This is a genomic window from Microbacterium sp. C7(2022) (genome assembly GCF_028823665.1).
GTDB lineage: Bacteria > Actinomycetota > Actinomycetes > Actinomycetales > Microbacteriaceae > Microbacterium.
Window position 1 is genome coordinate 203,897 of record NZ_JAPEHV010000006.1, and the last position, 25,176, is coordinate 229,072.

Genomic DNA, 25,176 nt, shown 5'->3' on the forward strand with positions numbered 1-25,176 from the left:
TGTCACGCCGCGGGGGACGTCGTGAAGTCGATCAATTCCTCGACCCGACCCAGCAGAGCCGGCTCGAGATCCCGATACGTGCGCACGCGCGACAGAATGCGCTGCCATGCATGGGCGATGTCGGTCTGGTCTTCGGCGGGCCACCCGAACGCACGGCAGACGCCCACCTTGAACTCGGTGCCGCGCGGCACCTCGGGCCAGCGGCTGATGCCCATCGCCTTCGGCGTGACGCACTGCCACACATCGATCCACGGGTGACCGACGATGCGAAGGTGCGCGCCGTGGGGCCCGCGCTCGATCTGCTGCGCGATGCGGGACTCCTTCGACCCGGGCACCAGATGGTCGACGAGAACGCCGTAGCGGCGTTGTGCCGAGGGCGGCTCTGCCTCGAGGAGTTCGGGGAGCAGGTCGATTCCCTGCAGGTACTCCACGACGACACCTTCGGCACGCAGGTCGTCGCCCCACACCTTCTCGACGAGTTCCGCATCGTGCCGTCCTTCGACGAGGATGCGACTGGCCCGAGCCACGCGGGCGCGACTGTCCGCGGCGGCGAACGAGCCCGATGCAGTGCGACGGGGTCCGGATGCCGCGCGCTGCGGCACGACGAGGGTGACCGGTTCGCCATCGATCAGGAAGCCGCCTCCGAGCGGAAACAGCCGGCGGCGACCACGGCCATCTTCGAGTTCGACCGTCGCAGCGGTGATGGCGGTCACGGCGCCGCAGAAGCCGTCGTCGGCGACTTCGACAACGAGATCTTTCGTCGCTTCCACTCGGGCGATCTGCTTCGCATGGCGCGTGCGCCATCCCGGCGCGAGCACATCAGTTCCGTAGCGATCCCCTGCGCCGTACCGATCGTCCATGCATCCTCCGCGCGATCTCCCAGCTCGAGAACCGAGCCCTTCGAAAGCGAAACCCTAGCGCTCCGGCGTCCATCCCGCCCGAGCGACCCGCACGACACAGTGGACTCTCGCGCGGACTACCCTGTGTCGGCGCGGCTGAATAGACTCGCTCGCGGGGGCGTCGCGCATGACCCCTCGGAGGGGAAGTTGATGCGTACGCGATGGGGAGTGACGCTCACCTTGGCGATCGGCGCCGCGATGAGCGTCGGCGGGAGCGCTGCGTGGGCGACCGACCCCGTGCCCCTCGGCTCGAGCTACGTGCTGGATGACTCGGACGTCCTCACCCCCGACGAAGAAACCGCCGCCGACCAGCGCCTGGTGCAACTGCGCGAAGAGACCGGACTCGACCTGTGGGTTGTCTTCGTCGACGACTTCACGAACCCGTCGGACTCCGCCGACTGGGCGAACACGACCGCTCAAGACAACGGCCTCGGGCCTACCCAGTACCTGTTGGCAGTCGCCACCGACGCCCGGCAGTACTACGTCTCCGGCGACTCTGAAGGCCCCCTGACCTTCGATCAGCTCGCGGCGATTGAGCAGCAGAACATTCAACCCGCGCTCCGCAACGACGACTGGGCGGGGGCGATTGACGCCGCAGCCGACGGATTCACGACCGCGAGCCTCGGCGGCGACGACGGGGAAAGCGACGGCAGCGGAACGGGGATCCCTGGGACCGGAACCGACACCGGCTCCACCGGAAGCGGGTGGTTCTTCCCTGTGCTTCTGGGGATCGTCGTGGTCGGGGGCGTGGTCTTCCTCATCGTGTGGTTGGCGAGGCGGCGCCGGGGCGCGTCGCCTGCGGCCGGTGCGAGCGCGGGCGGAGCCCCGCAAGTGCCCATCGAACAGCTCGAAAAGGACGCAGCATCCGCGCTCATCGAGACCGACGATGCCATCAAGACCAGCGTCCAAGAACTCGGCTTCGCCAAGGCGCAGTTCGGCGACCAGGCTGCCGCTGCCTTCGAAACCGCAATCGCGCAGGCACGAGAGAGCCTGGATGCCGCGTTCACCCTGAAACAACAGCTCGACGACGAGATTCCGGATGCCGCGGCCGACACGCGCGCCTGGAATGAGCGCATCATCGCCCTGTGCGAGGAGGCGAATGCCGGCCTAGACGCAAAGGCCGCCGAGTTCGACGCTCTGCGGGAACTCGAGCGCCGCGCACCCGAGGCGCTCGAGCAGGTGACGCAGCGTCGTGCCGACGTCGCCGGCGACCTCGACGCCGCAACGGCGCAGCTCGCCACCCTTCAGCAGAGCTACGCACCCGAAGCCCTCGCCACCGTCGCAGACAACCCCGAACAGGCCGCGACGCGGATCGCCTTCGCCGATGAGCAGATCGCCGCCGCTCAGGCCGCCCTGACGCAAGGTTCCCCCAGCGACGCCGCCGTCAGCATTCGTGCGGCAGAAGACGCCGTCGGGCAGGCAGCGCTCCTCGAAGAGGCGATCGTGACGCTCGCGCGCGACCTGGCGTCCGCCGAGCAGCGCGCCGCAGCCGTGCTCGCCGAACTCGACGCCGATGTGCGCGCGGCGGCCGCCCTGCCTGACGAGGGCGGCCAGGTTGCGGCCGCGATCGCGGCGACGACCCATCAGATGGGCGTCGCCCGCGCACAGCTCGAAGGCTCCGCGCGCCGCCCGCTGCTCGCCCTGCAGAGCCTCGAACAGGCGAACGCGCACATTGACGCGGTGACGCAGGGTGTGCGCGATGCGGCTGCTCAGGCACAACGTGCGCGCGCCCACGTCGGCGAGCTGATCCTGCAAGCCCAGGCCCAGGTCTCGGCCGCCGAGGACTACATCACCGCTCGACGCGGTGCCGTTGGCGCCGATGCGCGCACGCGACTCGCCGAAGCCGGAGCAAGCCTCGCGCGCGCGAGTGCACTGCAGAACAGTGATCCCGAGCAGGCCCTGCAGCACGCTCATCGGGCGAATCAGCTCGCTGCACAGGCATCGCAGCTTGCCCAGCGGGACGTCGGCGCGTTCTCCAGCAGTCCGATGGGCACAGGCTCAAACGGCGGGGGCAACATGATGGGCGCCGTCCTCGGCGGAATCGTCATCAACTCGCTCCTCGGCGGTGGCGGGGGCGGCGGCTCGGCGCGACGCAGCAGCGGATTCGGCGGTTCGTTCGGCGGCGGCTCGCGCCGTTCGGGCGGCATGCGCGCCGGAAGCTTCGGCGGCGGGGGGACCCGCGCTCGGCGAGGCGGTGGTCGCTTCTGAGCTCTCCCCCGCACACGCTGCACCGACAGCATCCCTTCGATCTCATCCGTACCCGTACTGTCCGCTAGGAAGGAAATCCCATGGCCAAACAATCCATCTTCGGTCGCATTTCGACGCTCATGAAGGCCAACATCAACGCGCTACTCGACTCTGCCGAGGACCCGCAGAAGATGCTCGACCAGTTGGTGCGCGACTACACCAACTCCATTGCCGATGCCGAGTCCGCCATCGCCGAGACGATCGGCAACCTGCGCCTGCTCGAGCGGGATCACCAGGAGGACGTGCAGGCGGCCGCAGAATGGGGCAACAAGGCCCTCGCCGCCAGCCGCAAGGCCGACGAACTGCGCCAGGTGGGCAACACCACCGACGCAGACAAGTTCGACAACCTCGCAAAGATCGCGCTTCAGCGCCAGATCAGCGAGGAGAACGAGGCACGTGCGGTCGAACCCACGATCGCATCGCAGACCGAGGTCGTCGCCAAGCTCAAGGACGGCCTCAACGGCATGAAGCAGAAGCTCGAGCAGCTGAAGTCCAAGCGCTCCGAGCTGCTCGCGCGCGCCAAGACCGCCGAAGCGCAGAACAAAGTTCACGACGCCGTCAAGTCGATCAACGTGCTTGACCCCACGAGCGAACTCGGACGCTTCGAAGAGAAGGTGCGTCGACAGGAAGCACTCGCTGCAGGCAAGCAGGAACTCGCTGCGTCGAGCCTGGACGCGCAGTTCGAGAGCCTCGAAGACGTCGGGGAACTCACCGAAGTCGAGGCGCGCCTTGCCGCGCTGAAGAGCGGCGGGACGTCGCAGGCCGCGATCAACGCTCCCAGCGCGCCGTACACCCCGTAGGACGGGTCTGACTGTGGCTCCGTTCGGCTTCGAGCGGAGCCACAGTCGTGCGTGCGGCCCTGCCGTGGGCGAAGATGGGTGAATGACCCGATTCCTGATCGTGCCGCAGTGGCAGGGGTCGCCGTCCTCACGCTCGATGCGACTGATCGACGGTGCCCAGGCGATCGCCGGTGACCTACCGCGCGCCGCCTGCACGGTGGTAGACGTCCCTGTCGAAGCCGGTGAGGCGCAAGACACCGGCATCCGTCGCTTCACCACCCTGGCTCGCGTACGCGAATCCATCGACGCGGCGCTGGCCACCCTCCCCGCGGATGAGCCTGTGTTGACGGTGGGTGGGGATTGTGGCGTCGCGATCGGCGCGATCTCCCATGCCGCGACGCGACACCCGGATCTGGCCGTGCTGTGGCTCGACGCCCACGGCGACTTCCACGCTCCGTCCACGTCTCCTTCCGGAGCGTTCGCCGGAATGGCAACGCGGGCCGCGACCGGGCAGGTCGACAAGGCGCTCAACGGCGGTATCACCGCGAGTCGAATCGTCATCGCAGGGGCCAGAGCGTGGGACGACGACGAGCGGGAGAGCGCCGCCCGCGCCGGTGTCTCGATTGTTGGCGTGGAGGAGATCTCCCGCGCCGAGGCCGTCGTCGACGCCGTCGTGGCCACGGGTGCTCGGCACGTGTACATCCACGTGGATCTCGATGTCCTCGATCCTTCGGCGATCACCGGCGTGACTGCACCGGTGCCGTTCGGCTGCAGCGTCGCGAGCGTGGTGGGCGTCATCGCGGCAGTACGCGCGCGCCTGCCGCTCGTGGGCAGCAGTCTGTGCGGATTCGCGCCCGCGTCACCGGCCGAAGCCGTCGAGGATCAGGGCTCGATCCTGCGCATCATCGGCGCACTCGCATGACTCGTACCGCTCCACCGCCCGATTGGCGCGAAACCGCCGACCTCATGCTCGAACGCGGCAGGCGTGTGGATGCTCTTATTCCGCGAGTGCTGCTCGACTCCCCCATCAGCCGCGTCGGCTACTGGTACGGAACGGCGGTCGGCTGGGTGTGGGGCACCGTGTGGAGCACGGGACGTATCGAGAAGATGAACGGGCTCTGGGTCTTTCGCGGGATGCCGGACTGGAGCTACCCTCGCGGCGGCGTGTGCGCGGGCGGTTGCTACTTAACCGGCGACGTCACGCCGTCAGCGACGGTGCTGCGCCACGAAGCGATCCACAAGCGGCAATGGGAGAAGTACGGCTTCCTGATGCCGATTCTCTACCGATTCGCCGGACGCAATCCGCTGCGCAATCGCTTCGAAATCGAAGCGGGCCTCGAGGACGGCAACTATGTGCCGCGGCGGCGTGCTCAGCGGCGCGTCGAGAGCCCGTAACGCTCGGGCGTATGAATCGCCTGCTCGTCCACGCCGAGAGCGACCAAGTGGTCGACGATGTCTGCGGTGCCGATGTACCCGCCCAGGAGCTGAATCCGCGTCTGGTCGTCTTCGTCGCAGAGCATTTCGTCTGCCCATGCGCCCACCGCGCGCGCAAGCGCTTCGCCGGTGGCGCAGCCGCGGCTGGTCCCCGGAGCACCCGAGCGAACCGACCGATCCAGCCAGGTGACGACCATGCGCGCGGGCGCGGTGATCTCGACACGCCACGACTCATCGGGAATCTCGATGAAGACCCGCCCAGTCGAACACACCGGCAGGGTCGCGAGTACCATTTCGAGTTCGCTGAGCGACGCCTCATCTGCGGTGATGAGGTGCTGCACGCGCGTGTGACGCGATGCGCGGCAGGCAGCGGCGTTGTGCTCGGAGAACGTGGTCATGACGCTCTTCACTATACGCCTTGAGCAAAGGGTTGCCTAACCTCACTCGAAACAGGCCCTGCTCAGTCGATCAGAACGCGACGCAGCTCGCTGATCTCATCGTCCCCCATGCCGTGAGCACGCAGGTAATCGCCCGCCGAGCCGAAGGTGTCGGCAACCGTGCGCAGCAGTCCCGCCATCACCGGCGCCGGCGAGCGCGTCGCGAGATCTTCGATATATCGAGCATCAGGATGCCGCGCCCTCAGGTGCGCGATGACGGCGGCGTTCCGCGACGCTGGGAGTAGGCCCTCGGTGCGCGCGTAGTCGGCGATGATCGCTTCTTCGTCCACTCCGGCCGCCGCGAGGATCAGCGCGACAGTGACGCCCGTGCGGTCTTTGCCGACGGTGCAGTGCACCAGGACCGGCTGGTCGGTGACGACGCCGCGCGCGGCAGCCACGACGCCGTCCGCTGATCCATGCACCAATTGTCGGTACATCTCGTCGAGGCTGATGTCGTTGTCAAAAATCGATGCGACCGAGCCGAGAAAGAGTGGCACCCGCTGCGTCACCGCGTCCAGACTCTCCGTTCGACTGGGCTCGTATCGCACCTCGTCGTCGGCACGCAGGTCGATGATGCGGCGCAAGCCCAGCGCATGCAGGTCCGCCACGCCTTGGTCGTCGATGCGCGCAAGATTCCCCGAGCGGTAGAGGACACCGCGGCGCGTGAGGGCGACACCTGCCGCGAGCCCACCGGTGTCACGGAAGTTCAGCGCCCCCGATACCGCCGACTGGGTCACGCCTCGCCGTTCCGCGGCGGCACCGCGTAGCGTCCGGCGATCGCAACCCGGTTGAACGCGTTGATGGACACAAGCACCCAGCACAGCGCCACGTACTCATCTTCACGCAGAATGCTTCCCACCCGGTTGTAGACATCGTCGGGAACGCCGCCGTCGTGAATGCGCACGAAGCACTCGGCAAGCTCGAGCCCGGCCCGCTCCCGTGCGCTGAACACCCCGGACTCGCGCCACACCGGGATCTGGGCGACGACGTCGGCATCCAGTCCCGCAGCGAGTGCCCGATCCACGTGCACCCGCACGCAGAAGGCGCAGCCGTTGAGCTGCGACGTATGGATTTGGACGATCTCGAGCAGCCGCGCGTCGATGCCGCCGTCTTCCGCGAGCGCGCCCACCGTCTTCGAAAACGACGCGAGTGAGGCATAGGCCGTGGGTGCGGAACGCGACAGGTGCACGCGCGGAGCTTCGGTCATGATGTCAGCCTAACGCGGCGCCCCTGTCGCGGCATGAGACACAATGGCGGGGTGGATCAGGGTATCGACGAGTTCTCCTTCCTCCCCGAGCAGGCACGGGAGGTGGGTGTCACGGGCACCTTTCCCGGGGCAGAGCGCCGCACGACGCCACTCGCAGACGGTCGCCGCCTGAGCGCACTGCACTACACCACGGCATCCGCCCCTGCACCGACGGCACGCGACACGGCGTCGCCCGTGGTATTTCTGCACGGCGCCGGACTCAACGCGCACACGTGGGATGCCACGATCCTCACCCTGGGCCTGTCGGCGATCGCGCTCGACCTCCCGGGGCACGGTGATTCGTCGTGGCGCGACGACCTCGCCTATACCGCGCGGCCATTGGCGGCGGACATCGCGGGGGGATTGGATGCCGTCTCCGGCGCTCCGTTCGTGGTCGTCGGTCATTCACTGGGCGGCTGGACGGCTGCAGCTCTGGCCGCCGCGCGCCCCGATCTGGTGCGCGCTCTGGTCATCGTCGACATCACGCCAGGCATCGACATGAGCGCCGGGCCCGCGCAACTTCAACAGTTCTTCGCGGGACCGACCGACTGGGCGAGCCGCGACGAACTCGTCGATCGCGCAATCGCCTTCGGGCTCGGCGGGGCTTCCCGCGAGAAGGTCGCGCGTGGGGTGTACTTCAATTCCCGTGTGCGCGACGACGGCCGCGTCGAGTGGAAGCACCACTTCGCCCGGTTGGCCAACGTCGCAGCAGCAGCACCGAACGACGCTCCCACAGCGCAGCGCCCGTCCGCGGCACCCGACGGCTGGGACGACCTGGACGCCGTGCGGGCACCGATCACCCTGGTACGCGCAGAACGCGGATTCGTCGGCGCAGAAGACGCCGCTGAGTTCCGACGACGGCTGCCCACGGCATCCGTCATCTCCGTCTCGGCGGGGCACAACGTGCAAGAAGACGCACCGGCTGAACTGGCGGCAATCGTACGATCTGCGGTCGCCGGCGCCTAACGCTTACATGTCGATTTCGGGGGGCACAAGCCCCCCACCACGCGGAATTGCCTAGGCTTGTCTTTTGCACCGCGCGCAGAGGACCGCGCGCCGGTGCATGCGCTGTGCGCGCACCCACCCGGAAAGGCCCCCCGACATGTTCCGTCGCACTCCCCTCGCCATGGCGATGACGATCCTCGTTACTGGCGCCCTCACGCTTTCTGCCTGCGCCGCCACGCCCGAAGCAACCCCGACCCCCACCGGGGCACCCGATCCGGACGCGTCGATCAGCATCCGACTGGTGCTGGAACCGAGCAACCTCGACATCCGTCAGACCTCCGGCGCATCGCTGGACCAAATCCTGGTTGACAACGTCTACCAGGGCCTCGCGGCTCGCACGCCCGAACAGGACATCGTGCCGGCGCTAGCCAGCGAGTGGACGATCTCACCCGACGGACTGACGTACGTCTTCACGCTGCGTGAAGGTGTCACATTCCACGACGGGCAGGAGCTCACCGCCGATGATGTCGTCTGGTCGCTGACCACACGCAAGGACACCCCGGAGTGGAGTGACTCGTCGCGCCTGCAGAATGTGACGTCGATCACTGCGGAAGGGCAGGAGATCACTCTCACTCTGGCCGAGCCGGACTCGAGCCTCTTGTGGAACCTGACCGGCCGCGCAGGCCTCGTCCTCAAGAAGGGCGACAAAGTCGACTACCAGACCGAAGCGAACGGGACCGGACCATTCGTCCTCACGTCCTGGCGCGAAGGCGACAGCATCACGCTCACTCGTAACGACGAGTACTGGGGCGACGCCCCGGGTGCCGCCGAGGTCGTCCTGTCATACATCCCCGACAACCAGGCCGCGCTCAACGCGGCGCTGGCCGGCGAGATCGACGTACTCACGGGCTTCGACGCCAATCTTCAAGAACAGATCGAGATGAACGGCGACTTCGCGCTGGTCCTCGGCCAGTCCACCGACAAGGGCACGCTCGCGTTCAACCAGACCGAGGGAAGCCCGCTCGCCGATCAGCGCGTGCGCCAGGCGATCCGTCAAGCGATCGACCACACCTCGTTCATCGAAGCCCAGGGCGCCGGCGAAGTGCAGTACGGCCCCATTCCGGCGCTCGACCCCGGCTATGAAGATCTGTCCGATGTCGCGCCCTACGACCCGGCGGCGGCTCGGGCGCTCCTGGCCGAGGCAGGCGAAGAAGATCTCGAGCTCACCCTCACCATCCCGAACTTCTACCCCACGACCGTGCCGCAGATCCTGGTATCGGATCTGAACGAAGTGGGGATCACGCTCGAGATCGAGTCGGTGGACTTCTCGACCTGGTTGAACGACGTGTACTTCAATAAGGACTACGACCTGAGTTTCGTGCTGCACACCGAAGCACGCGATTTCGAGAACTGGGCCAACCCCGACTATTACTTCACGTACGACAACCCCGAGGTGCAGGATCTGTACGCGCAGTCGCTCGCTGCAACCGATGAGGCAGAAGCCGCGCAACTGCTCGCGCGGGCCGCTCGAATCGTGTCGGAGGATGCCGCAGCCGACTGGCTGTACACGGGCGCCTCGGTACTGGCGGTGGGCACTAACATCTCGGGTATGCCCTCGACCAACGTGAACGAGCGTCTCAATCTCGCGGAAATCGGCAAGAGCGACGGGTGATTCGGTACGCGCTGACACGATCGGCCCTGTTGCTCGTCGGGCTGTTCGTCGCCAGTGCGCTGATCTTCTTCACGCTCCGCGTCCTCCCCGGGGACGTCGCGCAGCTGATCGCAGGCACGAGCGGCACCCCTGAGCAGACCGCGGCGATCCGCGAGTCCATGGGCCTGAATGTCCCGCTCTGGCAGCAATACGCCACGTGGATCGCGGGAGTGTTCCGCGGCGACCTCGGCAGTTCCCTCCTCACGGGTGCGAGTGTGACGAGCGAACTCGCTCAGAAGGCGCAGGTGACCGTCCCGCTGGGGATCATGTCGCTGATCATCGCGGTGCTCTTCAGCGTGCCGCTGGGGGTCCTCTCCGCGATGAGGCGGGGTCGTGCCGACGGCACCGCGCTCAGCGTGGGCGCTCAGACCCTTGCCGCAGTACCGGTCGTGTGGGCGGGGATGATGCTGGTCGTCGTGTTCGCCGTGTGGCTGGGCTGGCTCCCCGCGCAGGGTTTCCCGCGTGCTGGCTGGCAGGATCCTGCGGCCGCAATCCGGGCGCTCATTCTGCCGGCGCTCACCATCGGCATTGTCGAAGGCGCCATGCTGATGCGCTTCGTGCGCAGCGCCACACTGCAAGCGGCGAGCCAGGACTTCGTGCGCACGGCCGCAGCGCAGGGACGCACGCGAAACGCCGCGCTTGTGAGACACGGACTCCCCGTCGTCGGACTGTCGATCGTCACCGTCCTCGGCCTACAGGTCGCCGGGATCATCGTCGGTGCCGTCGTCATCGAGCAGTTGTACTCGCTGCCGGGAATCGGACGGATGCTGGTAGCCGACGTGGCCGCGCGTGATCTGCCCAAGGTGCAGGGTGAATTGCTGGTGCTGACCGGCTTCGTTCTCATCGTCGGCTTCCTCGTCGATCTTTTCCATCGCGCGATCGACCCCCGACAGCGGGAGGCGACATGAGCACCCAGCGACGCCCTACGCTCCTCGCGCGGTCATGGCATGTCTCGACGAGCCGTTTCGGGCTGATCGTCGTCGCGGTCATTCTCGTCACCGCACTCGTCTCTCTGCTGTGGACTCCTTTCAACCCGCAGCAGGTCGAGATCAGTGATCGGTGGATGCCCCCAGGGTGGCCCCATCTTCTCGGTACGGATGCGTCCGGTCGCGACATCCTGAGCCTGCTCATGGCGGGCGCACGCACCACGGTGCTCGTCGCTGTAGGGGCAGGCGCTGTGGCAACTGTTCTCGGCATGACGCTCGCTGCCCTCGGCGCGCTCACTCCGCGCGGGATCCGCGAGTCGGTCGCGGTGCTCGTCGACATCCTGATCGCCTTCCCGGTGCTGATCATCGCGATGATGATCGCCGCGGTGTGGGGCGGGTCGCTGTGGGTAGTCATCTGGTCGGTCGGCATCGGGTTCGGCGTCAACATCGCGCGCGTGACGCGCCCCGAACTGCGGCGCGTACTCCACAGTGACTTCGTCCTCGCCGCGCGAGCCGTCGGCCTCACCCCGGTGCAGAACCTCTGGCGTCACCTCACTCCGAATGTGGCACCGGTATTCATCGTGCAGTTGTCGTGGGGCATGGCCGTCGCTGTCCTTGCCGAGGCGGGCCTGTCGTATCTCGGCTTCGGCGCGCCCGTGACAGAGCCGTCATGGGGGCTGCTGCTCGCCGAACTGCAAAGCTATCTCACGGTCTATCCCCTGGCTGTGCTGTGGCCGGGCCTGGCCATCACGATCACCGTGCTGGGTTTGAACCTTCTCGGCGACGGGCTGCGCGAAGCATCCGACCCCACCCTCGCTCATCGACGCGGCGTCGCTCGCGCTCACGTTCCCGAGGTGGTCGCATGAGCCTAGAAGTGACCGATCTGGCGATCGATGTGAACGGTCGACGCGTCGTCGATGGCGTGTCCTTCTCGGTACCCGACGGCGGCCGCATGGGACTCATCGGCGAATCGGGATCCGGTAAATCGTTGACGGCGCTCGCTGTGCTCGGGCTCCTGCCCGATGGCGCCCGTGCCTCCGGCAGCGTCCGATGGAACGGCGTCGAGATCCTCGGCATGCCCGACGCGACTCTTGCGGCGCTGCGCGGCGACGAGATCGGCATCGTGTTCCAAGAACCACAGACCGCCCTCAACCCGATTCGCACGGTGGGTCGCCAGATCGCCGAGTCCATACGCATCCATGAACGGCTTTCTCGAGCGGATGCCGCGAAGCGGGCGATCGACGAGGCCGCGCGCGTCGCGCTCCCCCATCCTGCAGAGATCGTGCGCCGGTACCCGCATCAACTCTCGGGCGGTCAGCGCCAACGCGTGGCCATCGCCATGGCGCTGGCCTGCCGACCGCGTCTACTCATCGCCGACGAGCCGACGACCGCGCTCGATGTCACCATCCAGGCCGAAATCCTCGACCTGCTGCGCGCTCTCGTTCGCGACGACGGAATGTCTCTGGTGTTCATCACCCATGACCTTGCCGTCCTCTCTCACGTCGCCACCCACGCGGTCGTGCTCGACGAGGGTCGCGTCGCAGAATCCGGACCCGTCGAGACCCTGCTCGCCCAGCCTCAGTCGCCCGTCACGCAGGCGCTGGTGCGAGATGCGACGGCCACGCTGTGGCATCCGGGAGGACGCAATGAGTGAGGCCCTCCTGAGCGCGCGCGGACTGACCCGTCGCTTTTCGTCCCCGCGCCCGTCACTGTTCGCGCGGGGCGGCGAGACCACTGCTCTCGATGACGCCGACGTCGATGTGCGCGAAGGGTCGGCGCTCGGCGTCATCGGCGAATCCGGATCCGGCAAGTCCACGCTGGTGCGCCTGCTGTTGGGCCTGGATGTTCCGTCCGCAGGCAGTGTCACCTTCGACGGACGACCGGTAGACGCGCGATCGAGCGCGCGAAGTCTTCATTGGCTGAGGCGGCAGACGGGCATCGTGTTTCAGGATCCGTATGCGTCGCTAGATCCGCGGATGAACATCGGCCGCATCGTCAGCGAACCGTTGTGGGCGTTGGGGTTCGACGGTGATCGCCGAGCGCGCGTCGCCGATGTGTTGGTCGATGTCGGCCTCGACGCCGACATGGTCGACCGCTACCCGCACGAGTTCTCGGGGGGCCAGCGTCAGCGCATCGCGCTCGCTCGCGCTCTGGTTCATCGCCCACGACTGCTCGTGGGCGATGAACCGCTGTCTGCCCTGGATGTCACTGTCCGCGCGCAGATCCTTGAGCTGCTGGTGAAACTCCGCGCGCGCGACGGCCTCACGTTGCTCATGGTCTCGCACGACATCGGCGTCGTGCAGAACCTGTGCGACGACGTGATCGTGATGACCGAGGGGCGCATCGTCGAAGAAGGGCCGACGGAGAAAGTGCTGTGGGAGCCACAGACCGCGTACACACGCCGCTTGCTCGCCTCGATACCCGTGATCGACCCCGGGCAGCGGTGAGTATCTGCGGCCACTGCTCCTGCGACGTCGGATGCCACCACTAGCCTCGCGGTATGACCGTCGCGTTTGTCCCCCCGTATCTGCTGGCCCGCATCGCCTCGGTACAGGAGCCGGTCTACGCGCACGCCGCCACGGCCGCGCGCGCCACGCTCGCCGTCGATCTCGTCACACGCCCATCGCGCGCCCAGCTGAGACTGTCGATCGATGCGTCCGGTTCGCTGGTCGCAGAGACCGCCGCCGCGCCTGATCGCGAGATCTCGGACGCAGAGTCCCGCGAGCAGCTCCCGGGCGTGCTGGCGCGCCGAGAAGACGATCCCCCGTCGGCGGATGCCACGGTGAACCAAGCATTCGACGGACTCGGGGCGACGTTCGACCTGTACCTCACGGCGTTTGGCCGCAACAGCCTCGATGGGGCGGGGTCCCCGATGCGCGCGACCGTGCACTACGGCCGCGACTACGACAACGCCTTCTGGAACGGCGAGCGCATGGTCTTCGGCGACGGAGACGGCGAGATCTTCGTGGGGTTCGCGCACTCGCTCACTGTGATCGCGCACGAACTCAGCCACGGCGTCATCGACGCATCCGGCGGACTGATCTACCACGGCCAGTCGGGCGCCCTCAACGAATCGATCGCCGACGTCTTCGCCGCGCTGACCGACCAGCACAGGCGAGGTCACACCGCCGAGCAGGCGTCATGGCTCATCGGCGAGGACATCTTCGGTCCCACCGTGCAGGGGACGGCGTTGCGCTCACTTGTCGCCCCCGGCACGGCGTACGACGACGATGTGCTCGGTCGTGACCCACAGCCGGCGCACATGCGCGACTACGTCGTGACGCAGAACGACAACGGCGGGGTGCACATCAACTCCGGGATCCCCAACCGCGCCTTCGCCGCCACCGCTCTCGCCCTCTCGGGATACGCGTGGGAGCGCGCCGGAGCCATCTGGTATCGAACTCTCACCTCAGGCGTCCTCACCCCCACGATCGACTTCGCACAGTTCGCCCACGCCACACTTGCCACCGCACGCGCGGAGTATGGTGAGGGCTCAGAGGAGGTCGCCGCGGTTCGCGCCGGATGGCTCGACACCGGCGTCATCGACGATGCTTGACACACCGGAGGAACCGACGGCGCCGGTCGCGGTGGACGTGCGGCGGACGGGTGGGTTCGCCGGGCTCACCCGTCAGTGGTCGGTCACGGCGGGTAGCGACAGCGCGACCCACTGGACTGCGCTGATCGATGCATGCCCGTGGCCGGACGCAGAGCTCACGGCCGACACTTCTCTCGTGGACGGCGCAGATCGATTCATGTGGCACGTGCGCGCACAGCATCCGTTGTGCGACGAGCGCCAAGCTGTGCTGCCCGAAGATGCGGTGACCGGCCCCTGGGCGGCCCTGATCAACGCCGTGCGCGCCACCGAACACGAGAATCGCGCGCGCTAGCCTCAGCGCCGCCGAGACTTCTTCTTGCTCTTGAGACTCTTCTGCAGGTAGATCGTGCCGAGCCAGCGACCGAACTTGAACCCGACCTTGCCCATTCGTCCCACCTCGACGAACCCGAGCTTCTCGTGCAACGCCACGGATGCTTCGGCGCCTTTGTCGCTGATGACCGCGACCATCTGACGGATACCCTTTTCTTCGCTGGCCGCGATCAGAGCTTCGAGGAGCGCACGCCCCAGTCCCTTGCCCGCCGCCGCCTGACCGAGGTAGATCGAGTTCTCCACGGAGTATCGATACGCCGATTTGGAGGACATGGGCTGCACGAGCGCATAACCGAGGATCTGCCCGCTGGGCGACTGCGCGACCAAGAACGGAAGGTCGAGCTTCTGCAGGTAGGCCACCTTGTCCTTCCACTGCGCCAGCGTCCACTTCTTCTCATCGAAGGTGACCACAGAGTTCGTCACGTAATAGTTGTAGATCTCGCGGATGTCGGGGATGTCGCCGGGTTCGACGGGACGAATCTCATACGTGAATGGGCGTTCGGGCTCGGGCTGGCGACGCAGGTGCGCGGGCAGAACCCGGCGATCGCGGTCGTATTCCTCTTCGAGCATGATCGAAAGCCTACGCCGAGGCGACCGCGTGCCAGTCGATCGGTTCGGCTCCCTGAGCAATCAGCGCGTCATTCGCTCTCGAGAAGGGACGAGATCCGAAGAACCCCCGCCGGGCAGAGAGCGGCGAGGGGTGGGCGGATGCAATGACCGGCACTCCGGCAAGGAGCGCACCCGCGTCGGCGGCATCCTTCCCCCAAAGGATCGCGACCAGAGGCGTGCCGCGCTGCGCCAGCGCGCGAATCGCGTGCGCCGTCACCTGTTCCCACCCGCGCCGCCGATGCGAACCCGCTGCTCCCGGTGCGACGGTGAGCACGCGATTGAGCAGCAGGACTCCCTGCGCGCTCCACGCGCTGAGGTCACCATGGGCGGGCCGCGGAACACCGAGGTCGCTCTCGAGCTCGGCATAGATGTTGCGCAAGCTCGGCGGGAGGGGGCGCACGTCTCGGTCGACGGCGAACGAGAGCCCGATCGCGTGCCCGGGCGTCGGATAGGGGTCCTGACCGACGATCAGCACGCGCACCCGCTCGATCGGCTCACGGAAGGCGCGCATGATGTTTTCTTCTCGCGGAAGGACATCACCCTCCGCGCGCACCCATCCATACATCGCATCGATATCGCTCGATAACGGGGCCAGCGCACGGCCCCATCCGGCATCCACGCGCCCTTCATCTACGAGAGAGCTCAGGACATCGGGCATGTCAGACGGTCGGTTCCAGACCGTTGTCCTGTTGGACGACCGACCCTTGATACGACCACGGGAAATCGATCCACAGGTCGGTTTCTTTAAACGAATAGTCCGGTCGAATGATGGTCGTCGGCTTCGTGTAGATGACCGCGGAGCGCACATCGGCACCCTGATCGCTGAGCAGTTTCACCGACAACGCGAGCGTGCGTCCGCTGTCGGCCACGTCATCAACCAGGAGCACGCGGCGCCCGTCGAGGTACGTCATGTCGAGCGCGGGCGGCAACACCTCCGGCGCATCGAGGACCGTACCGATACCGGTATAGAACTCGACGTTGATCGCCCCGCAGTTCTTCACTCCAAGGCCGTAGGCGATCGCTCCGGCGGGCAGGAGTCCGCCGCGAGCGATCGCGACGACAACTTCGGGGACGAACCCCGAGGCCACGATCTCGCGCGCGATGTCTCGCGAGGCGGCGCCGAAACCCTCCCAGGTCAGGGTCTCGCGTTCGCTGGGCGTCGATGTCATGTACCGCTCCTCCTCCGGCCCGCAGGCTCCGGCTTCGCTCGCCGGCGTCCTCGGTGCCCGTCTCGCCACCAGACTACGGGCGCGGCGGTGTTAGTCTTCCCGCGTGTCACGCACCGCAGCCACCGCCGACCGCCTGCGCGGGTCCGCGCTGGGCATCACCGCCGGATTGATCGGCTGGTTCATCTTCGTCGAAGTCACCAGCGGCATCCTGCAGGGGTATTACGTCCCCCTGTTCAGCGACATCGTGATCGCGCTCGACGTGCACGACTCCGACGTCAACTGGTTCGAAGCCGCGCAACTGTTGCTGTCTGCGCTCGTCGTGCCCATCATGGCCAAGCTCGGCGACATGTACGGGCACAAGAAGGTGCTGCTGGCCGCCGCGATCCTGACGGCAGCGGCGAGCTGGTGGCTGGCGTTCGCCGGAGACTTCTGGAGCTTCCTCATCGCGTGGGCTCTCCAGGGCTTCTACGTCGTGTGGCTGCCGCTCGAAATCGCGCTCATCTTCGAGCGCGGTCGCCGGCAGAACCACGGTGTGTCAATCACGCGTCGCGCGGCGGGTCTACTCGTGGTCGGGCTCGAAGCAGGTGCCATCATCGGCGCGCTCGCGGCCGGCCGCATCTTCGCCGCCACCGGGGATCTCACGACGACTCTGATGGTGCCCGCGATCGCTGTGACGATCACGGCGGTGGTGATTTGGTTGGCGGTTCCCGAGTCTGAGCCGCTCCCGGGCCGACAGCTCGACACATGGGGTTTCGTGATCCTGGCGTGGGGCCTGCTACTGGCGACCGGAGCCCTGGTCTACATGCGGATGATCAACGAACTCGCCCTCGGTGCAGAAGCGTGGATCTGGGTCGCTGTGCTCCTGGCTGCCGGCGTCGCCGTGTTCGTGTGGTTCGTGCGTTTCGAGCTTCGCCGCGACGACCCCGCGATCGACATCCGCGTGCTGCGCAAGCCCGAGATGTGGCCCGTGCAAGCGACGGCATTCTTGGTCGGAATCAGCTTGCTCGGCGCTCAAGGGCCGCTGTCGACGTACGCGGGAACCGACTCGTCGCTCGGCTACGGGCTGGGCCTGGACGCGTCCGCACGTTCGAACGTGATCGGCGTGTACTTGGTGTCGCTGATCGTCGGCGCCATCATCTTCGCCCTCACGTCGCGTCGTGCCAGCCCTCGTGTGATCCTCATCGTCGCCAGCGCGCTCGTAGGCATCGGGTACACACTGTTCTTGCCGTTCCACCAGGAGCTCTGGCAAGTTCTTCTCAACCTCTCGATCGCCGGCATCGGCTCGGGCGCGCTCGTGGGCGCCCTGCCGGCAGCGGCAGCTGCCGCTGCCCCTCGCGGCCAGACGGGCGTGGCATCCGCCCTCACAAACACGACGAAGACGATCGGTGGCACGTTCGCGTCGGCGATCTTCGGTGTGGTCCTCGCCGCTGGTGCCGGAACCATCGCGAGCCAAACCGCGGCATCGCTGGGCGGCTACCTGGCTGTGTGGTCGATCTGCGCCGCCGGCGGGTTCCTCGCCGCCGTCCTGCTGTTCTTCGTGCCGAAGGTCGCCTTCGCCGACAGCACCGCCGAAGAGGCTGTGGAACCGAAGGTGCTCTGAACCGAGTCCCTACTCGACTGCCCGCGGGTGCAGCGGGCCACGTGCGAGGAGGTGCTGCGCCGACTGCGCCACCGGCCGCATGGTCACCAGATCGAGGTTGACGTGCCCCGGTGCATCCAGGGCGTACGCAATGACATCAGCCACGTCGTGCGCCCGAAGCGGGGCTTCGACACCGTCGTAGACGCGCTCAGCCGCCGCCGCGTCGCCGCGGAGTCGGTTGAGCGTGAACTCCGGCGTCAGGACCATGCCGGGCGCGATCTCCACGACCCGGATCGGCTCACCGTTGAGTTCGAGTCGCAACGCGTGGGCGAGCATGCTCTCCCCCGCCTTCGTCGCGTTGTACCCCGCACCCCCGGCGTACGCCGTCTGCGCGGCTGTCGACGTGACGAAGAGCGCATCGGCGTGCGTGCCGGTCGCGCTCGTGCGGCGCAGCAGCGGCAGGAGGGCAGCGACCAGGCGCTGCGCCGAGAGCACGTTCACCTCGAACATCCACTGCCAATCCTCGGGCTTCCCGTCTTCGACCCGATCGGCGCCGCGTGCGCCGCCGGCCACGTGCACGAGGGCGTGGACGTCGCCACTGGTGGCGAGCCACGCCGCCAGAGCGTCGACGTCAGCACCCACGGTCAGATCCGCAGCGAACGCAACGGCACCCGTTTCTTCTTGCAACGCCGCGAGCCGATCAGCACGGCGCGCCACGGCAACCACGTCCCATCCCCGCTCGCGAAGGGCGCGGGCCGCCGCCTCGCCGATCCCTGAACTCGCCCCGGTGACTACTGCGCGTCTGACTGTCATGTCCCCCACGCTACCCATCCCGCGGCGCATGAGGACTCGGCGAGGTTACGCCGCGTGTCCGATTCCTTGGCGCGCTCCCGTCGCATCCGTACTGTGAAATCGTTCCCGGCATCCGCCGGAGTCCGCAAGCACAGGAGTTGGCCATGTCCGCACCCGAGAACTGGCGTTTCGAGACCAAGCAGATCCACACCGGCGCTCAGCCTGACCCGGTGACGAAGGCGCGCGCCACGCCGATCTACCAGACGACATCGTATGTCTTCGACAACACCGACCACGCCGCGAACCTGTTCGCGCTGGCCGAGTTCGGAAACATCTACACGCGCATCCAGAACCCCACACAGGACGTCCTCGAGCAGCGCATTGCCGCCCTCGAAGGGGGCACCGGTGCCCTCCTGCTGTCGAGCGGTCAGGCAGCGGCGACGAATGCCGTCCTCAACATCGCCGAAGCCGGCGACCACATCGTGTCGTCGTCATCGATCTACGGCGGAACGTACAACCTGTTCAAGTACACCCTCGCCAAGCTCGGAATCGAGACGACGTTCGTCGAGAACCAGGACGACATCGACGAGTGGCGTCGGGCGGTTCGACCGAACACCAAGCTCTTCTTCGGCGAGACCATCGGCAACCCGAAGATCAACGTCCTCGACATCGAGCGGGTCGCCGGCGTCGCGCACGAAAGCGGTGTCCCGCTGATCGTCGACAACACGATCGCAACGCCCTACCTCATCAAGCCGTTCGAGCACGGTGCCGACATCGTCATCCACTCGGCGACGAAGTTCCTGGGCGGCCACGGCACCACGATCGGCGGCGTCATCGTCGACGGCGGCCGTTTCGAGTGGTCGAAGAACGTCGAGAAGTTCCCCGGCCTCACCGAGCCCGACCCGTCGTACCACGGCGCGAGCTACACGACGGCGGTCGGCGACGCACTCGCCTACATCATCAAGGCTCGCGTGCAGCTGCTGCGCGATCTCGGCGCCGCCATTTCGCCCAACAGCGCGTGGTTGTTGATCCAGGGCGTCGAGACGCTCTCGCTGCGCATCGAACGTCACGTGCAGAACGCCCAGGAGATCGCCGAGTGGCTCGAGAACCAAAGCGATGTCGCCTCGGTGAACTACTCCGGGCTTCCCACTTCGCCCTGGTACGCCGCCGGCAACAAGTACGCACCGAAGGGCGTGGGAGCAGTGCTGTCGTTCGAGCTCAAGGGCGGCGTCGAGGCCGGGCGCACGTTCGTCAACTCGTTGTCGCTGTTCAGCCACCTCGCCAACATTGGCGACGTTCGTTCCCTCGTCATCCACCCCGCCTCGACCACGCACTCGCAGCTGACGCCTGAGCAGCAACTGACGGCCGGCGTGACCCCCGGGCTGGTCCGTTTGTCGGTCGGTCTCGAGAACATCGACGACCTCAAGGCCGACCTCGAGCAGGCACTCGCCGCTGCGCGACGTGTGTCGGAGGCCGCGCGCCTCTAGTCCCGTGCAAGGACGGCGGATGCCTCGACCGACCCGGTCGAGGCATTCTGCCGTCCACGGTGTAACACGGACACTCGGTGTTGGTTCGTCGGAAAGAATGGTCGAATGGATTGGCAGACGTCAGAGGACACGGTGCCCTCGTCGCCGGTGACCGAAGCCGATGCACGTTTTCTGCTCGGTCGCCCGCCAGCGACGGGAGCGTGGCGGGACGGCGACCCCGCCGGTGACCGACTGTTCGCGACGTTCGGCGAGTTCACGACCGAGAGCGGCGGGACTCTGCCGTCCTTCCGGCTGGCGTACGAAACCTGGGGCACGCTCAACACCGCACACGACAACGCCGTGCTCATCCTCCATGCCCTGACCGGAGACAGCCACGTCCGCGGCGCTGCTGGCCCCGGCCATCCCACGTCGGGCTGGTGGGAGGACATCGTCGGGCCCGGCGCCCCGATCGACACCGACCGGTGGTTCGTCGTCGCGCCGAACATGCTCGGCGGCTGCCAGGGATCGACCGGTCCGGCCAGCATCGCGCCGTCGGGGTACGAGTGGGCGGCCCGCTTTCCCTACCTGACGATCCGCGACCAGGTGTCCGCTCAAGCGCTGCTGGCCGATCGCCTCGGAGTCTCGACATGGGCTGCCGTCGTCGGCGGGTCGATGGGCGGCATGCACGCGCTCGAGTGGGCGGCGGGGCTCCCGTCGCGTGTGGAGCGTCTCGCGGTGCTGTCGGCGCCCCCGACGAACACGGCCGACCAGATCGCTCTCAACTCGGTGCAGATCGAAGCGATCCGCATCGACCCTCGCTTCGCGGGTGGCGAGTACTACGACGCCGCTGACGGCGACGGACCCACGCGCGGGCTGGCGCTCGCACGGCGCATGGCGCTGCTCAACTACCGCTCCCCCACAGAACTCAACCAACGCTTTCAGCGCTCATGGCAGTCGGGCGTGAGCCCCCTCGGGCGCGGCGGCCGCTTCGCCGTCGAGTCGTACCTCGACTTCCACGGCAACAAGTTCACGCGGCGCTTTGACGCCAACAGCTACATCACGGTCGTCGAAGCGATGAACTCCCACGACGTCGGACGCGATCGTGGGGGCGTCGAAGAAGCGTTGGCCGCGGTGACCGCACGCACGCTGGTGCTCGGCATCGACAGCGACCGACTCTTCCCGATCGATGGGCAGCATCGCATCGCCCGCGGCATCCCGAACACCCTCGACGGCGACCGCGCCGTCGTGCTCACCAGTGACTTCGGGCACGATGGCTTCTTGATCGAGACCCCGCTCGTCGGGCAGCACTTGCGACGCCTGCTCGCCGACTGACTCGCAGCGGGCCTCGCACTGTCGAATCGATTCGAAGATCGTGGATGCCGCGCGCGTCACTCCGCGCGATCAGCCTCCCCCACGGCGCCGGCCTGAGCGTCGATCGCCGCTTCGAGGCGCTCGATCTTCGCATCGAGTTCACCCGAGTACCCGGGGCGAATGTCCGCCTTCAGTACGAGGGAGACGCGGGATCCGTACTGCCCGACGGCCTCGGTCGCGCGACGCACCACGTCGAACACCTCGTCCCACTCGCCCTCGATCTCGGTGAACATCGACGTCGTCCGGTGCGGCAACCCGCTTGAGCGCACGACACGCACAGCCGCGGCCACCGCGTCGTGCACGGAACCGTCTGCGTGGGGGGTACCGCTGGGAGCAACAGAGAAAGCGACGAGCATGAGAGACCTCCGAGTCAGTGGGTGGATTCGAGCAGGCGTGTGCGCCGGGCAGGCCACAAGACGCGCACCAGGCGTGCGAGCGCCCATCCGAGCATCCCGATCATCAGGAGGTTTCGGGCGGTGAGCACCGCCGCCGCGACGGGCTGGGCGAGAAGCAGTTGGTCGTAGAGCAACGGGTAGATGATCTGCGTGAGACCCGCCGCCACGAGCGCGGTCACCGCGAATCCGCGCCACCGGCGATGGTCGACGACGAGCGCAAGGACGATCGGTGCGATCAGCCACGTCAAGAACTGGGGCGAGCCGACCTTGTTGACAGCCCACAGGGCGAGCACGAGCGAGATGGCCAGGGGTGGGAACAACGTCACGAAGTGCGCGCCGCGCCACGCAGCGAACGCACCGACGCCGCAAATCGCGAGGACCACGATCGCGAGCAGGGGCGTCATGAGCGCGATCACGGGGTCGACCTGCGGCCCGGTCACCTGGAATGTCAGGATGTCAGGGTCGTAGAAGATGAACGATCCCTCGATCCCCGCGACCGCACGCCACAGGTAGTACATGCTCACCGGAGCCTCGAGTTGAAGACCGCGCTCGGTCTGCCCCGAGATGAAGCCGAACGCGTGGGCCGCACCCCCAGCGAGCGCGACGACAACCAGGGTGCAGCCGCTGACCACGAGTGCTCCGGCGACGATCAGCGCACGCCGCCGCACCGCCACCACGGCGGCGGCAAGCAGTGCTGCCGGCCACACCTTCATCCAGGTCGCAACCGACAAGAGCAGTGACGCAACGAAGGGGCGTCCGACCAGCCACAGGCAGCCAGCAACCGCGAGCGGCACGGTGATGGCATCCAATCGATACATCCCCACCGGCCCGAGCAGCAGGATGAACGCCAGCCAGAACCATGCTGCGCTGACCCGACCGACCGACCGAGCGCGACCGACCACCATGGCGAAGGCAAGCGCGTTCGCCCCGGTGACAAGCAGCGCCCAGCCGACTTCGTAGCCCGCGATCCACGCGAAACCGTGCGCGAGCACCATGGGCACCAGGGCCCATTGCGGGTACACCCACGCTTCGGTAACACCGACGATGGCTCCGCCGTTCAGGGCGCTGAGCGACCACGGCTCGTAGACGAAATACACATCGCCCATGGGTTGGCTCGGCCAGACGAAGCCCAGGATCGCGACGACGGCGTGGACGACGACGAACGCCACCCACAGCACCGCCCGCCTCGACACCCTGTTAGCTTAGGGGCCCGACCCTGTTAGCTTAGGGGCCCGCCGTGCGCGCGCCGTCCCCACGCATCGCGAGAACCCCGGCGACGACGCGGGGCAACTCCTCCGCAACGTCGAGCGCGGTTACCGGCCCACTGCTTCGCGCGACCGATGCCCGCGCCGCGGCCTGGCCGTGCAGCCACGCACCGGCGGCAGCGCAGCGCGCCACCGACGCGGCATCCATTCGCTGTTCGACACCGGCGACCACTCCCGACAGCACCGCGCCGATGACACCGGCCAAGACATCACCGGACCCGGCCGTCGCCAGCCACGACGTCGGCGCAACGACGGCATAAAGGTCACCCCCCGGCGTTGCGACGCGCGTGCGGGCTCCCTTCAGGAGAACGACATGGCCGAGGGATGCCGCGCTCTCGCGCACCGCGTCATCGAGCGCGTCGTCGGTTCGCTCGCCGACCGGCGAGAGTCCCAGCAGAGCACGCAGTCGCTCGTGCTCCCCGGCGTGGGGCGTGACGACCACGGGTGCGCTCGCTCCCACGGCGAGGTCCAGAGCACCGGCATCGATGACCACCGGAACCGTTCCGCTGGTGATGTCACGTAGTGCTCGGGACTCCTCAGGGGTGCGAGTCGCGGCATCCGTGCCCGATCCGATCACCCACGACTGCACGCGACCCGAGGCCGACACCGTCTCAGGCCGCCGCGCCCATACGAGAGACGTGGCGACGGTGGGCCCGAGGTAGCGCACCATGCCGACGCCGGTGCGCCAGGCCGCCTCGACCCCGAGGACCGCCGCCCCGGGGTACTGCTCCGAGCCTGTGCGCAGCCCGACGACTCCTCGGGAATACTTGTCATCCGCGGCCGTTGGCTCTCGAAGACACGTCGCCGTGTCTGCTGCTGTCCATTCGCCGCTCATGGCGACACCCTACCCGCGGAGATCTCCTGATGTCGCTGCTGTTCACGCCCCTCACGATCGCTGACCTTGCCGTGCGAAACCGCCTATGGGTGGCCCCGATGTGCCAGTACAGCGCGGTCGACGGCGTCCCCGGTGAATGGCACCACACCCATCTGACGCAATTCGCCAACGGTGGCGCGGGGCTCATCATCGCCGAGGCCACAGCGGTCTCGCCCGAGGGCCGCATCTCGCCCGAGGACACCGGTCTATGGAACGACACGCAGCGCGACGCGTGGGCGCCCATCGTCGCGGGGATTCGAGCGCGTGGCGCGGTGGCGGGGATCCAGCTCGCCCACGCCGGCCGCAAAGCTTCCACGTGGTCGCCGTTCTCGGGTCACCGAGGTTCGGTCAGCACCGCCGACGGCGGCTGGGAGACCGTCGCCCCCTCCCCCGTGGCCTATGAGGGCTTCGTGGCCCCCGAAGCGCTCGACCTGGCCGGTATCGATGCCGTCGTGGCCGACTTCGCGGCGGCCGCACGGCGCGCCGTATCTGCGGGGTTCCAGCTGCTTGAGATCCACGCGGCGCACGGCTATCTGCTGCACCAGTTCCTGTCGCCCCTGTCCAACCAGCGCGACGACGAGTACGGCGGTAGCCTCCAAAATCGCGCGCGCCTGCTGCTGCGCGTGATCGATGCGGTGAAGGATGCCGCGCCCGGCATCCCGCTCCTCGTGCGATTCTCGGGCTCGGACTGGGCCGATGGCGGGTGGGACGTCGAGGCGACCACCACGGTTGCCCGTTGGTCCGCCGACCACGGCGCGGACTTCTTCGACATCTCCAGCGGCGGACTCGTCGCCCACCAGCGCATCACCACCGGACCGGGGTACCAGGTCGACATCGCCGCCCACGTGCGGCGCGAAGCTGGGGTGAGGGTGAGCGCCGTCGGCATGATCGACGATGCTGCCCAAGCTGAGCAGATCCTGCAGTCAGGCCACGCCGACGCGATCATGGCGGGGCGCGAGTGGCTGCGCGACCCGCACTACGCCCTGCGCGCGGCGGGCGAACTCGGCGACGACATCGACTACTGGCCGAAGCAGTACGTGCGCGCCCGCCGCTGAGCCTTCGGCTCCGCGTGTGAGCTCGCCGGCCATCCCGGCGAGCTCACACACA

The 25,176-nt window shown here is 67.5% G+C and carries 27 protein-coding genes; 16 read left to right on the plus strand and 11 right to left on the minus strand.

Features of this window, described 5'->3' with window-relative positions; all coding sequences use genetic code 11:
• Positions 1–2 precede the first annotated feature (2 nt).
• Positions 3–860, minus strand: coding sequence for a DUF3097 domain-containing protein (locus tag ON062_RS11335; protein ID WP_274647246.1), 858 nt, complete (start codon positions 858–860; stop codon positions 3–5).
• A 189-nt stretch (positions 861–1,049) separates the two neighbouring features.
• Between ON062_RS11335 and ON062_RS11340 the strand changes: the two genes are divergently transcribed.
• The 4 genes from ON062_RS11340 to ON062_RS11355 all read left to right on the plus strand — a co-directional run bounded on the left by ON062_RS11340 (position 1,050) and on the right by ON062_RS11355 (position 5,320).
• A complete protein-coding gene (locus ON062_RS11340) occupies positions 1,050–3,107 on the plus strand; it encodes a TPM domain-containing protein (RefSeq protein WP_274647247.1) in 2,058 nt (685 codons plus the stop codon).
• Between the two features lie 80 nt (positions 3,108–3,187).
• Positions 3,188–3,946 (plus strand): PspA/IM30 family protein, encoded by a 759-nt coding sequence (locus ON062_RS11345; RefSeq protein WP_274647248.1) that lies wholly within the window; start codon positions 3,188–3,190, stop codon positions 3,944–3,946.
• Positions 3,947–4,028: 82 nt separating this feature from the next.
• Positions 4,029–4,847 carry an arginase family protein gene (locus tag ON062_RS11350; RefSeq protein WP_274647249.1) on the plus strand — a complete coding sequence of 273 codons (819 nt, stop codon included), beginning with the start codon at positions 4,029–4,031 and terminating at the stop codon, positions 4,845–4,847.
• Positions 4,844–5,320: a Fe-S oxidoreductase gene (locus ON062_RS11355; protein WP_274647250.1), complete on the plus strand. Its 477-nt coding sequence runs from the start codon at positions 4,844–4,846 to the stop codon at positions 5,318–5,320. Before ON062_RS11350 ends, ON062_RS11355 begins: the two co-directional genes overlap by 4 nt.
• Here the strand turns inward: ON062_RS11355 and ON062_RS11360 are convergent.
• The 3 genes from ON062_RS11360 to ON062_RS11370 all read right to left on the minus strand — a co-directional run bounded on the left by ON062_RS11360 (position 5,296) and on the right by ON062_RS11370 (position 7,003).
• Positions 5,296–5,757 (minus strand): SIP domain-containing protein, encoded by a 462-nt coding sequence (locus ON062_RS11360; protein WP_274647251.1) that lies wholly within the window; start codon positions 5,755–5,757, stop codon positions 5,296–5,298. The genes ON062_RS11355 and ON062_RS11360 overlap by 25 nt on opposite strands.
• A 62-nt stretch (positions 5,758–5,819) precedes the next feature.
• Positions 5,820–6,533, minus strand: coding sequence for a tyrosine-protein phosphatase (locus ON062_RS11365; protein ID WP_274647252.1), 714 nt, complete (start codon positions 6,531–6,533; stop codon positions 5,820–5,822).
• Positions 6,530–7,003, minus strand: a complete 474-nt coding sequence (locus ON062_RS11370) for a carboxymuconolactone decarboxylase family protein (protein WP_274647253.1) — start codon at positions 7,001–7,003, stop codon at positions 6,530–6,532. The genes ON062_RS11365 and ON062_RS11370 overlap by 4 nt, the downstream gene beginning before the upstream one ends.
• 51 nt (positions 7,004–7,054) lie before the next feature.
• On the opposite strand from ON062_RS11370, the gene ON062_RS11375 reads away from it, so the two are divergent.
• The 8 genes from ON062_RS11375 (at position 7,055) to ON062_RS11410 (ending at position 14,511) form a co-directional block, all read left to right on the plus strand.
• A complete protein-coding gene (locus ON062_RS11375) occupies positions 7,055–8,008 on the plus strand; it encodes an alpha/beta fold hydrolase (RefSeq protein ID WP_274647254.1) in 954 nt (317 codons plus the stop codon).
• A 136-nt stretch (positions 8,009–8,144) separates the two neighbouring features.
• The gene (locus tag ON062_RS11380) at positions 8,145–9,659 is read left to right on the plus strand and encodes an ABC transporter substrate-binding protein (RefSeq protein WP_274647255.1); all 1,515 of its coding nucleotides are present in this window, start codon (positions 8,145–8,147) and stop codon (positions 9,657–9,659) included.
• Positions 9,656–10,606: an ABC transporter permease gene (locus tag ON062_RS11385; protein ID WP_274647256.1), complete on the plus strand. Its 951-nt coding sequence runs from the start codon at positions 9,656–9,658 to the stop codon at positions 10,604–10,606. Before ON062_RS11380 ends, ON062_RS11385 begins: the two co-directional genes overlap by 4 nt.
• Positions 10,603–11,490 carry an ABC transporter permease gene (locus ON062_RS11390; protein ID WP_274647257.1) on the plus strand — a complete coding sequence of 296 codons (888 nt, stop codon included), beginning with the start codon at positions 10,603–10,605 and terminating at the stop codon, positions 11,488–11,490. Before ON062_RS11385 ends, ON062_RS11390 begins: the two co-directional genes overlap by 4 nt.
• A complete protein-coding gene (locus ON062_RS11395) occupies positions 11,487–12,278 on the plus strand; it encodes an ABC transporter ATP-binding protein (protein WP_274647258.1) in 792 nt (263 codons plus the stop codon). The genes ON062_RS11390 and ON062_RS11395 overlap by 4 nt, the downstream gene beginning before the upstream one ends.
• Positions 12,271–13,071: an ABC transporter ATP-binding protein gene (locus ON062_RS11400; protein WP_274647259.1), complete on the plus strand. Its 801-nt coding sequence runs from the start codon at positions 12,271–12,273 to the stop codon at positions 13,069–13,071. The genes ON062_RS11395 and ON062_RS11400 overlap by 8 nt, the downstream gene beginning before the upstream one ends.
• Positions 13,072–13,124: 53 nt before the next feature.
• On the plus strand, positions 13,125–14,180 hold the full coding sequence (locus ON062_RS11405; protein WP_274647260.1) for a M4 family metallopeptidase: 1,056 nt from the start codon (positions 13,125–13,127) through the stop codon (positions 14,178–14,180).
• The gene (locus ON062_RS11410; RefSeq protein ID WP_274647261.1) at positions 14,173–14,511 is read left to right on the plus strand and encodes a protealysin inhibitor emfourin; all 339 of its coding nucleotides are present in this window, start codon (positions 14,173–14,175) and stop codon (positions 14,509–14,511) included. The genes ON062_RS11405 and ON062_RS11410 overlap by 8 nt, the downstream gene beginning before the upstream one ends.
• A 2-nt stretch (positions 14,512–14,513) precedes the next feature.
• Here the strand turns inward: ON062_RS11410 and ON062_RS11415 are convergent, their stop codons facing one another.
• Genes ON062_RS11415 through ON062_RS11425 form a run of 3 tightly spaced genes read right to left on the minus strand, consistent with a single transcriptional unit; the run spans position 14,514 to position 16,327 of the window.
• Complete coding sequence (locus ON062_RS11415; RefSeq protein ID WP_274647262.1) at positions 14,514–15,119, minus strand: GNAT family N-acetyltransferase; 606 nt, start codon at positions 15,117–15,119, stop codon at positions 14,514–14,516.
• A gap of 10 nt (positions 15,120–15,129) precedes the next feature.
• The gene (locus ON062_RS11420) at positions 15,130–15,816 is read right to left on the minus strand and encodes a uracil-DNA glycosylase (RefSeq protein WP_274647263.1); all 687 of its coding nucleotides are present in this window, start codon (positions 15,814–15,816) and stop codon (positions 15,130–15,132) included.
• Between the two features lies 1 nt (position 15,817).
• The gene (locus ON062_RS11425; protein ID WP_274647264.1) at positions 15,818–16,327 is read right to left on the minus strand and encodes a phosphoribosyltransferase; all 510 of its coding nucleotides are present in this window, start codon (positions 16,325–16,327) and stop codon (positions 15,818–15,820) included.
• A gap of 103 nt (positions 16,328–16,430) precedes the next feature.
• Here ON062_RS11425 and ON062_RS11430 point away from each other — a divergent pair, with 103 nt between their 5' ends.
• Positions 16,431–17,927 (plus strand): MFS transporter, encoded by a 1,497-nt coding sequence (locus ON062_RS11430; RefSeq protein WP_274647265.1) that lies wholly within the window; start codon positions 16,431–16,433, stop codon positions 17,925–17,927.
• Between the two features lie 9 nt (positions 17,928–17,936).
• On the opposite strand, the gene ON062_RS11435 is transcribed toward ON062_RS11430, so the two are convergent.
• Positions 17,937–18,719, minus strand: coding sequence for an SDR family oxidoreductase (locus tag ON062_RS11435; RefSeq protein WP_274647266.1), 783 nt, complete (start codon positions 18,717–18,719; stop codon positions 17,937–17,939).
• A 143-nt stretch (positions 18,720–18,862) separates the two neighbouring features.
• Between ON062_RS11435 and ON062_RS11440 the strand changes: the two genes are divergently transcribed.
• Together ON062_RS11440 and ON062_RS11445 are read left to right on the plus strand one after the other, a co-directional pair.
• Positions 18,863–20,185 (plus strand): bifunctional o-acetylhomoserine/o-acetylserine sulfhydrylase, encoded by a 1,323-nt coding sequence (locus ON062_RS11440; protein WP_274647267.1) that lies wholly within the window; start codon positions 18,863–18,865, stop codon positions 20,183–20,185.
• A gap of 105 nt (positions 20,186–20,290) precedes the next feature.
• Positions 20,291–21,496 carry a homoserine O-acetyltransferase gene (locus tag ON062_RS11445; RefSeq protein ID WP_274647268.1) on the plus strand — a complete coding sequence of 402 codons (1,206 nt, stop codon included), beginning with the start codon at positions 20,291–20,293 and terminating at the stop codon, positions 21,494–21,496.
• Between the two features lie 56 nt (positions 21,497–21,552).
• Here the strand turns inward: ON062_RS11445 and ON062_RS11450 are convergent, their stop codons facing one another.
• The 3 genes from ON062_RS11450 to ON062_RS11460 are packed head-to-tail and all read right to left on the minus strand — an operon-like array spanning position 21,553 to position 24,030.
• Positions 21,553–21,891, minus strand: a complete 339-nt coding sequence (locus tag ON062_RS11450; RefSeq protein WP_274647269.1) for a thiamine-binding protein — start codon at positions 21,889–21,891, stop codon at positions 21,553–21,555.
• Positions 21,892–21,905: 14 nt separating this feature from the next.
• Positions 21,906–23,123 carry a glycosyltransferase 87 family protein gene (locus ON062_RS11455; protein ID WP_274647270.1) on the minus strand — a complete coding sequence of 406 codons (1,218 nt, stop codon included), beginning with the start codon at positions 23,121–23,123 and terminating at the stop codon, positions 21,906–21,908.
• A gap of 31 nt (positions 23,124–23,154) precedes the next feature.
• Entirely contained in the window at positions 23,155–24,030 is an 876-nt protein-coding gene (locus ON062_RS11460) for an ADP/ATP-dependent (S)-NAD(P)H-hydrate dehydratase (RefSeq protein WP_274647271.1), read from the minus strand.
• Between the two features lie 29 nt (positions 24,031–24,059).
• Here ON062_RS11460 and ON062_RS11465 point away from each other — a divergent pair, with 29 nt between their 5' ends.
• On the plus strand, positions 24,060–25,124 hold the full coding sequence (locus tag ON062_RS11465) for an NADH:flavin oxidoreductase/NADH oxidase (protein ID WP_274647272.1): 1,065 nt from the start codon (positions 24,060–24,062) through the stop codon (positions 25,122–25,124).
• The last annotated feature ends 52 nt before the right edge of the window (positions 25,125–25,176 follow it).

Bases quoted from the DNA above. Each gene is read 5' to 3' on its own strand.
- ON062_RS11335 (WP_274647246.1), bottom strand. From the start codon at position 860: ATGGACGATCGGTACGGCGCAGGGGATCGCTACGGAACTGATGTGCTC.
- ON062_RS11340 (WP_274647247.1), top strand. From the start codon at position 1,050: ATGCGTACGCGATGGGGAGTGACGCTCACCTTGGCGATCGGCGCCGCG.
- ON062_RS11345 (WP_274647248.1), top strand. From the start codon at position 3,188: ATGGCCAAACAATCCATCTTCGGTCGCATTTCGACGCTCATGAAGGCC.
- ON062_RS11350 (WP_274647249.1), top strand. From the start codon at position 4,029: ATGACCCGATTCCTGATCGTGCCGCAGTGGCAGGGGTCGCCGTCCTCA.
- ON062_RS11355 (WP_274647250.1), top strand. From the start codon at position 4,844: ATGACTCGTACCGCTCCACCGCCCGATTGGCGCGAAACCGCCGACCTC.
- ON062_RS11360 (WP_274647251.1), bottom strand. From the start codon at position 5,757: ATGACCACGTTCTCCGAGCACAACGCCGCTGCCTGCCGCGCATCGCGT.
- ON062_RS11370 (WP_274647253.1), bottom strand. From the start codon at position 7,003: ATGACCGAAGCTCCGCGCGTGCACCTGTCGCGTTCCGCACCCACGGCC.
- ON062_RS11380 (WP_274647255.1), top strand. From the start codon at position 8,145: ATGTTCCGTCGCACTCCCCTCGCCATGGCGATGACGATCCTCGTTACT.
- ON062_RS11390 (WP_274647257.1), top strand. From the start codon at position 10,603: ATGAGCACCCAGCGACGCCCTACGCTCCTCGCGCGGTCATGGCATGTC.
- ON062_RS11395 (WP_274647258.1), top strand. From the start codon at position 11,487: ATGAGCCTAGAAGTGACCGATCTGGCGATCGATGTGAACGGTCGACGC.
- ON062_RS11400 (WP_274647259.1), top strand. From the start codon at position 12,271: ATGAGTGAGGCCCTCCTGAGCGCGCGCGGACTGACCCGTCGCTTTTCG.
- ON062_RS11405 (WP_274647260.1), top strand. From the start codon at position 13,125: ATGACCGTCGCGTTTGTCCCCCCGTATCTGCTGGCCCGCATCGCCTCG.
- ON062_RS11410 (WP_274647261.1), top strand. From the start codon at position 14,173: ATGCTTGACACACCGGAGGAACCGACGGCGCCGGTCGCGGTGGACGTG.
- ON062_RS11415 (WP_274647262.1), bottom strand. From the start codon at position 15,119: ATGCTCGAAGAGGAATACGACCGCGATCGCCGGGTTCTGCCCGCGCAC.
- ON062_RS11420 (WP_274647263.1), bottom strand. From the start codon at position 15,816: ATGCCCGATGTCCTGAGCTCTCTCGTAGATGAAGGGCGCGTGGATGCC.
- ON062_RS11425 (WP_274647264.1), bottom strand. From the start codon at position 16,327: ATGACATCGACGCCCAGCGAACGCGAGACCCTGACCTGGGAGGGTTTC.
- ON062_RS11435 (WP_274647266.1), bottom strand. From the start codon at position 18,719: ATGACAGTCAGACGCGCAGTAGTCACCGGGGCGAGTTCAGGGATCGGC.
- ON062_RS11440 (WP_274647267.1), top strand. From the start codon at position 18,863: ATGTCCGCACCCGAGAACTGGCGTTTCGAGACCAAGCAGATCCACACC.
- ON062_RS11445 (WP_274647268.1), top strand. From the start codon at position 20,291: ATGGATTGGCAGACGTCAGAGGACACGGTGCCCTCGTCGCCGGTGACC.
- ON062_RS11450 (WP_274647269.1), bottom strand. From the start codon at position 21,891: ATGCTCGTCGCTTTCTCTGTTGCTCCCAGCGGTACCCCCCACGCAGAC.
- ON062_RS11460 (WP_274647271.1), bottom strand. From the start codon at position 24,030: ATGAGCGGCGAATGGACAGCAGCAGACACGGCGACGTGTCTTCGAGAG.
- ON062_RS11465 (WP_274647272.1), top strand. From the start codon at position 24,060: ATGTCGCTGCTGTTCACGCCCCTCACGATCGCTGACCTTGCCGTGCGA.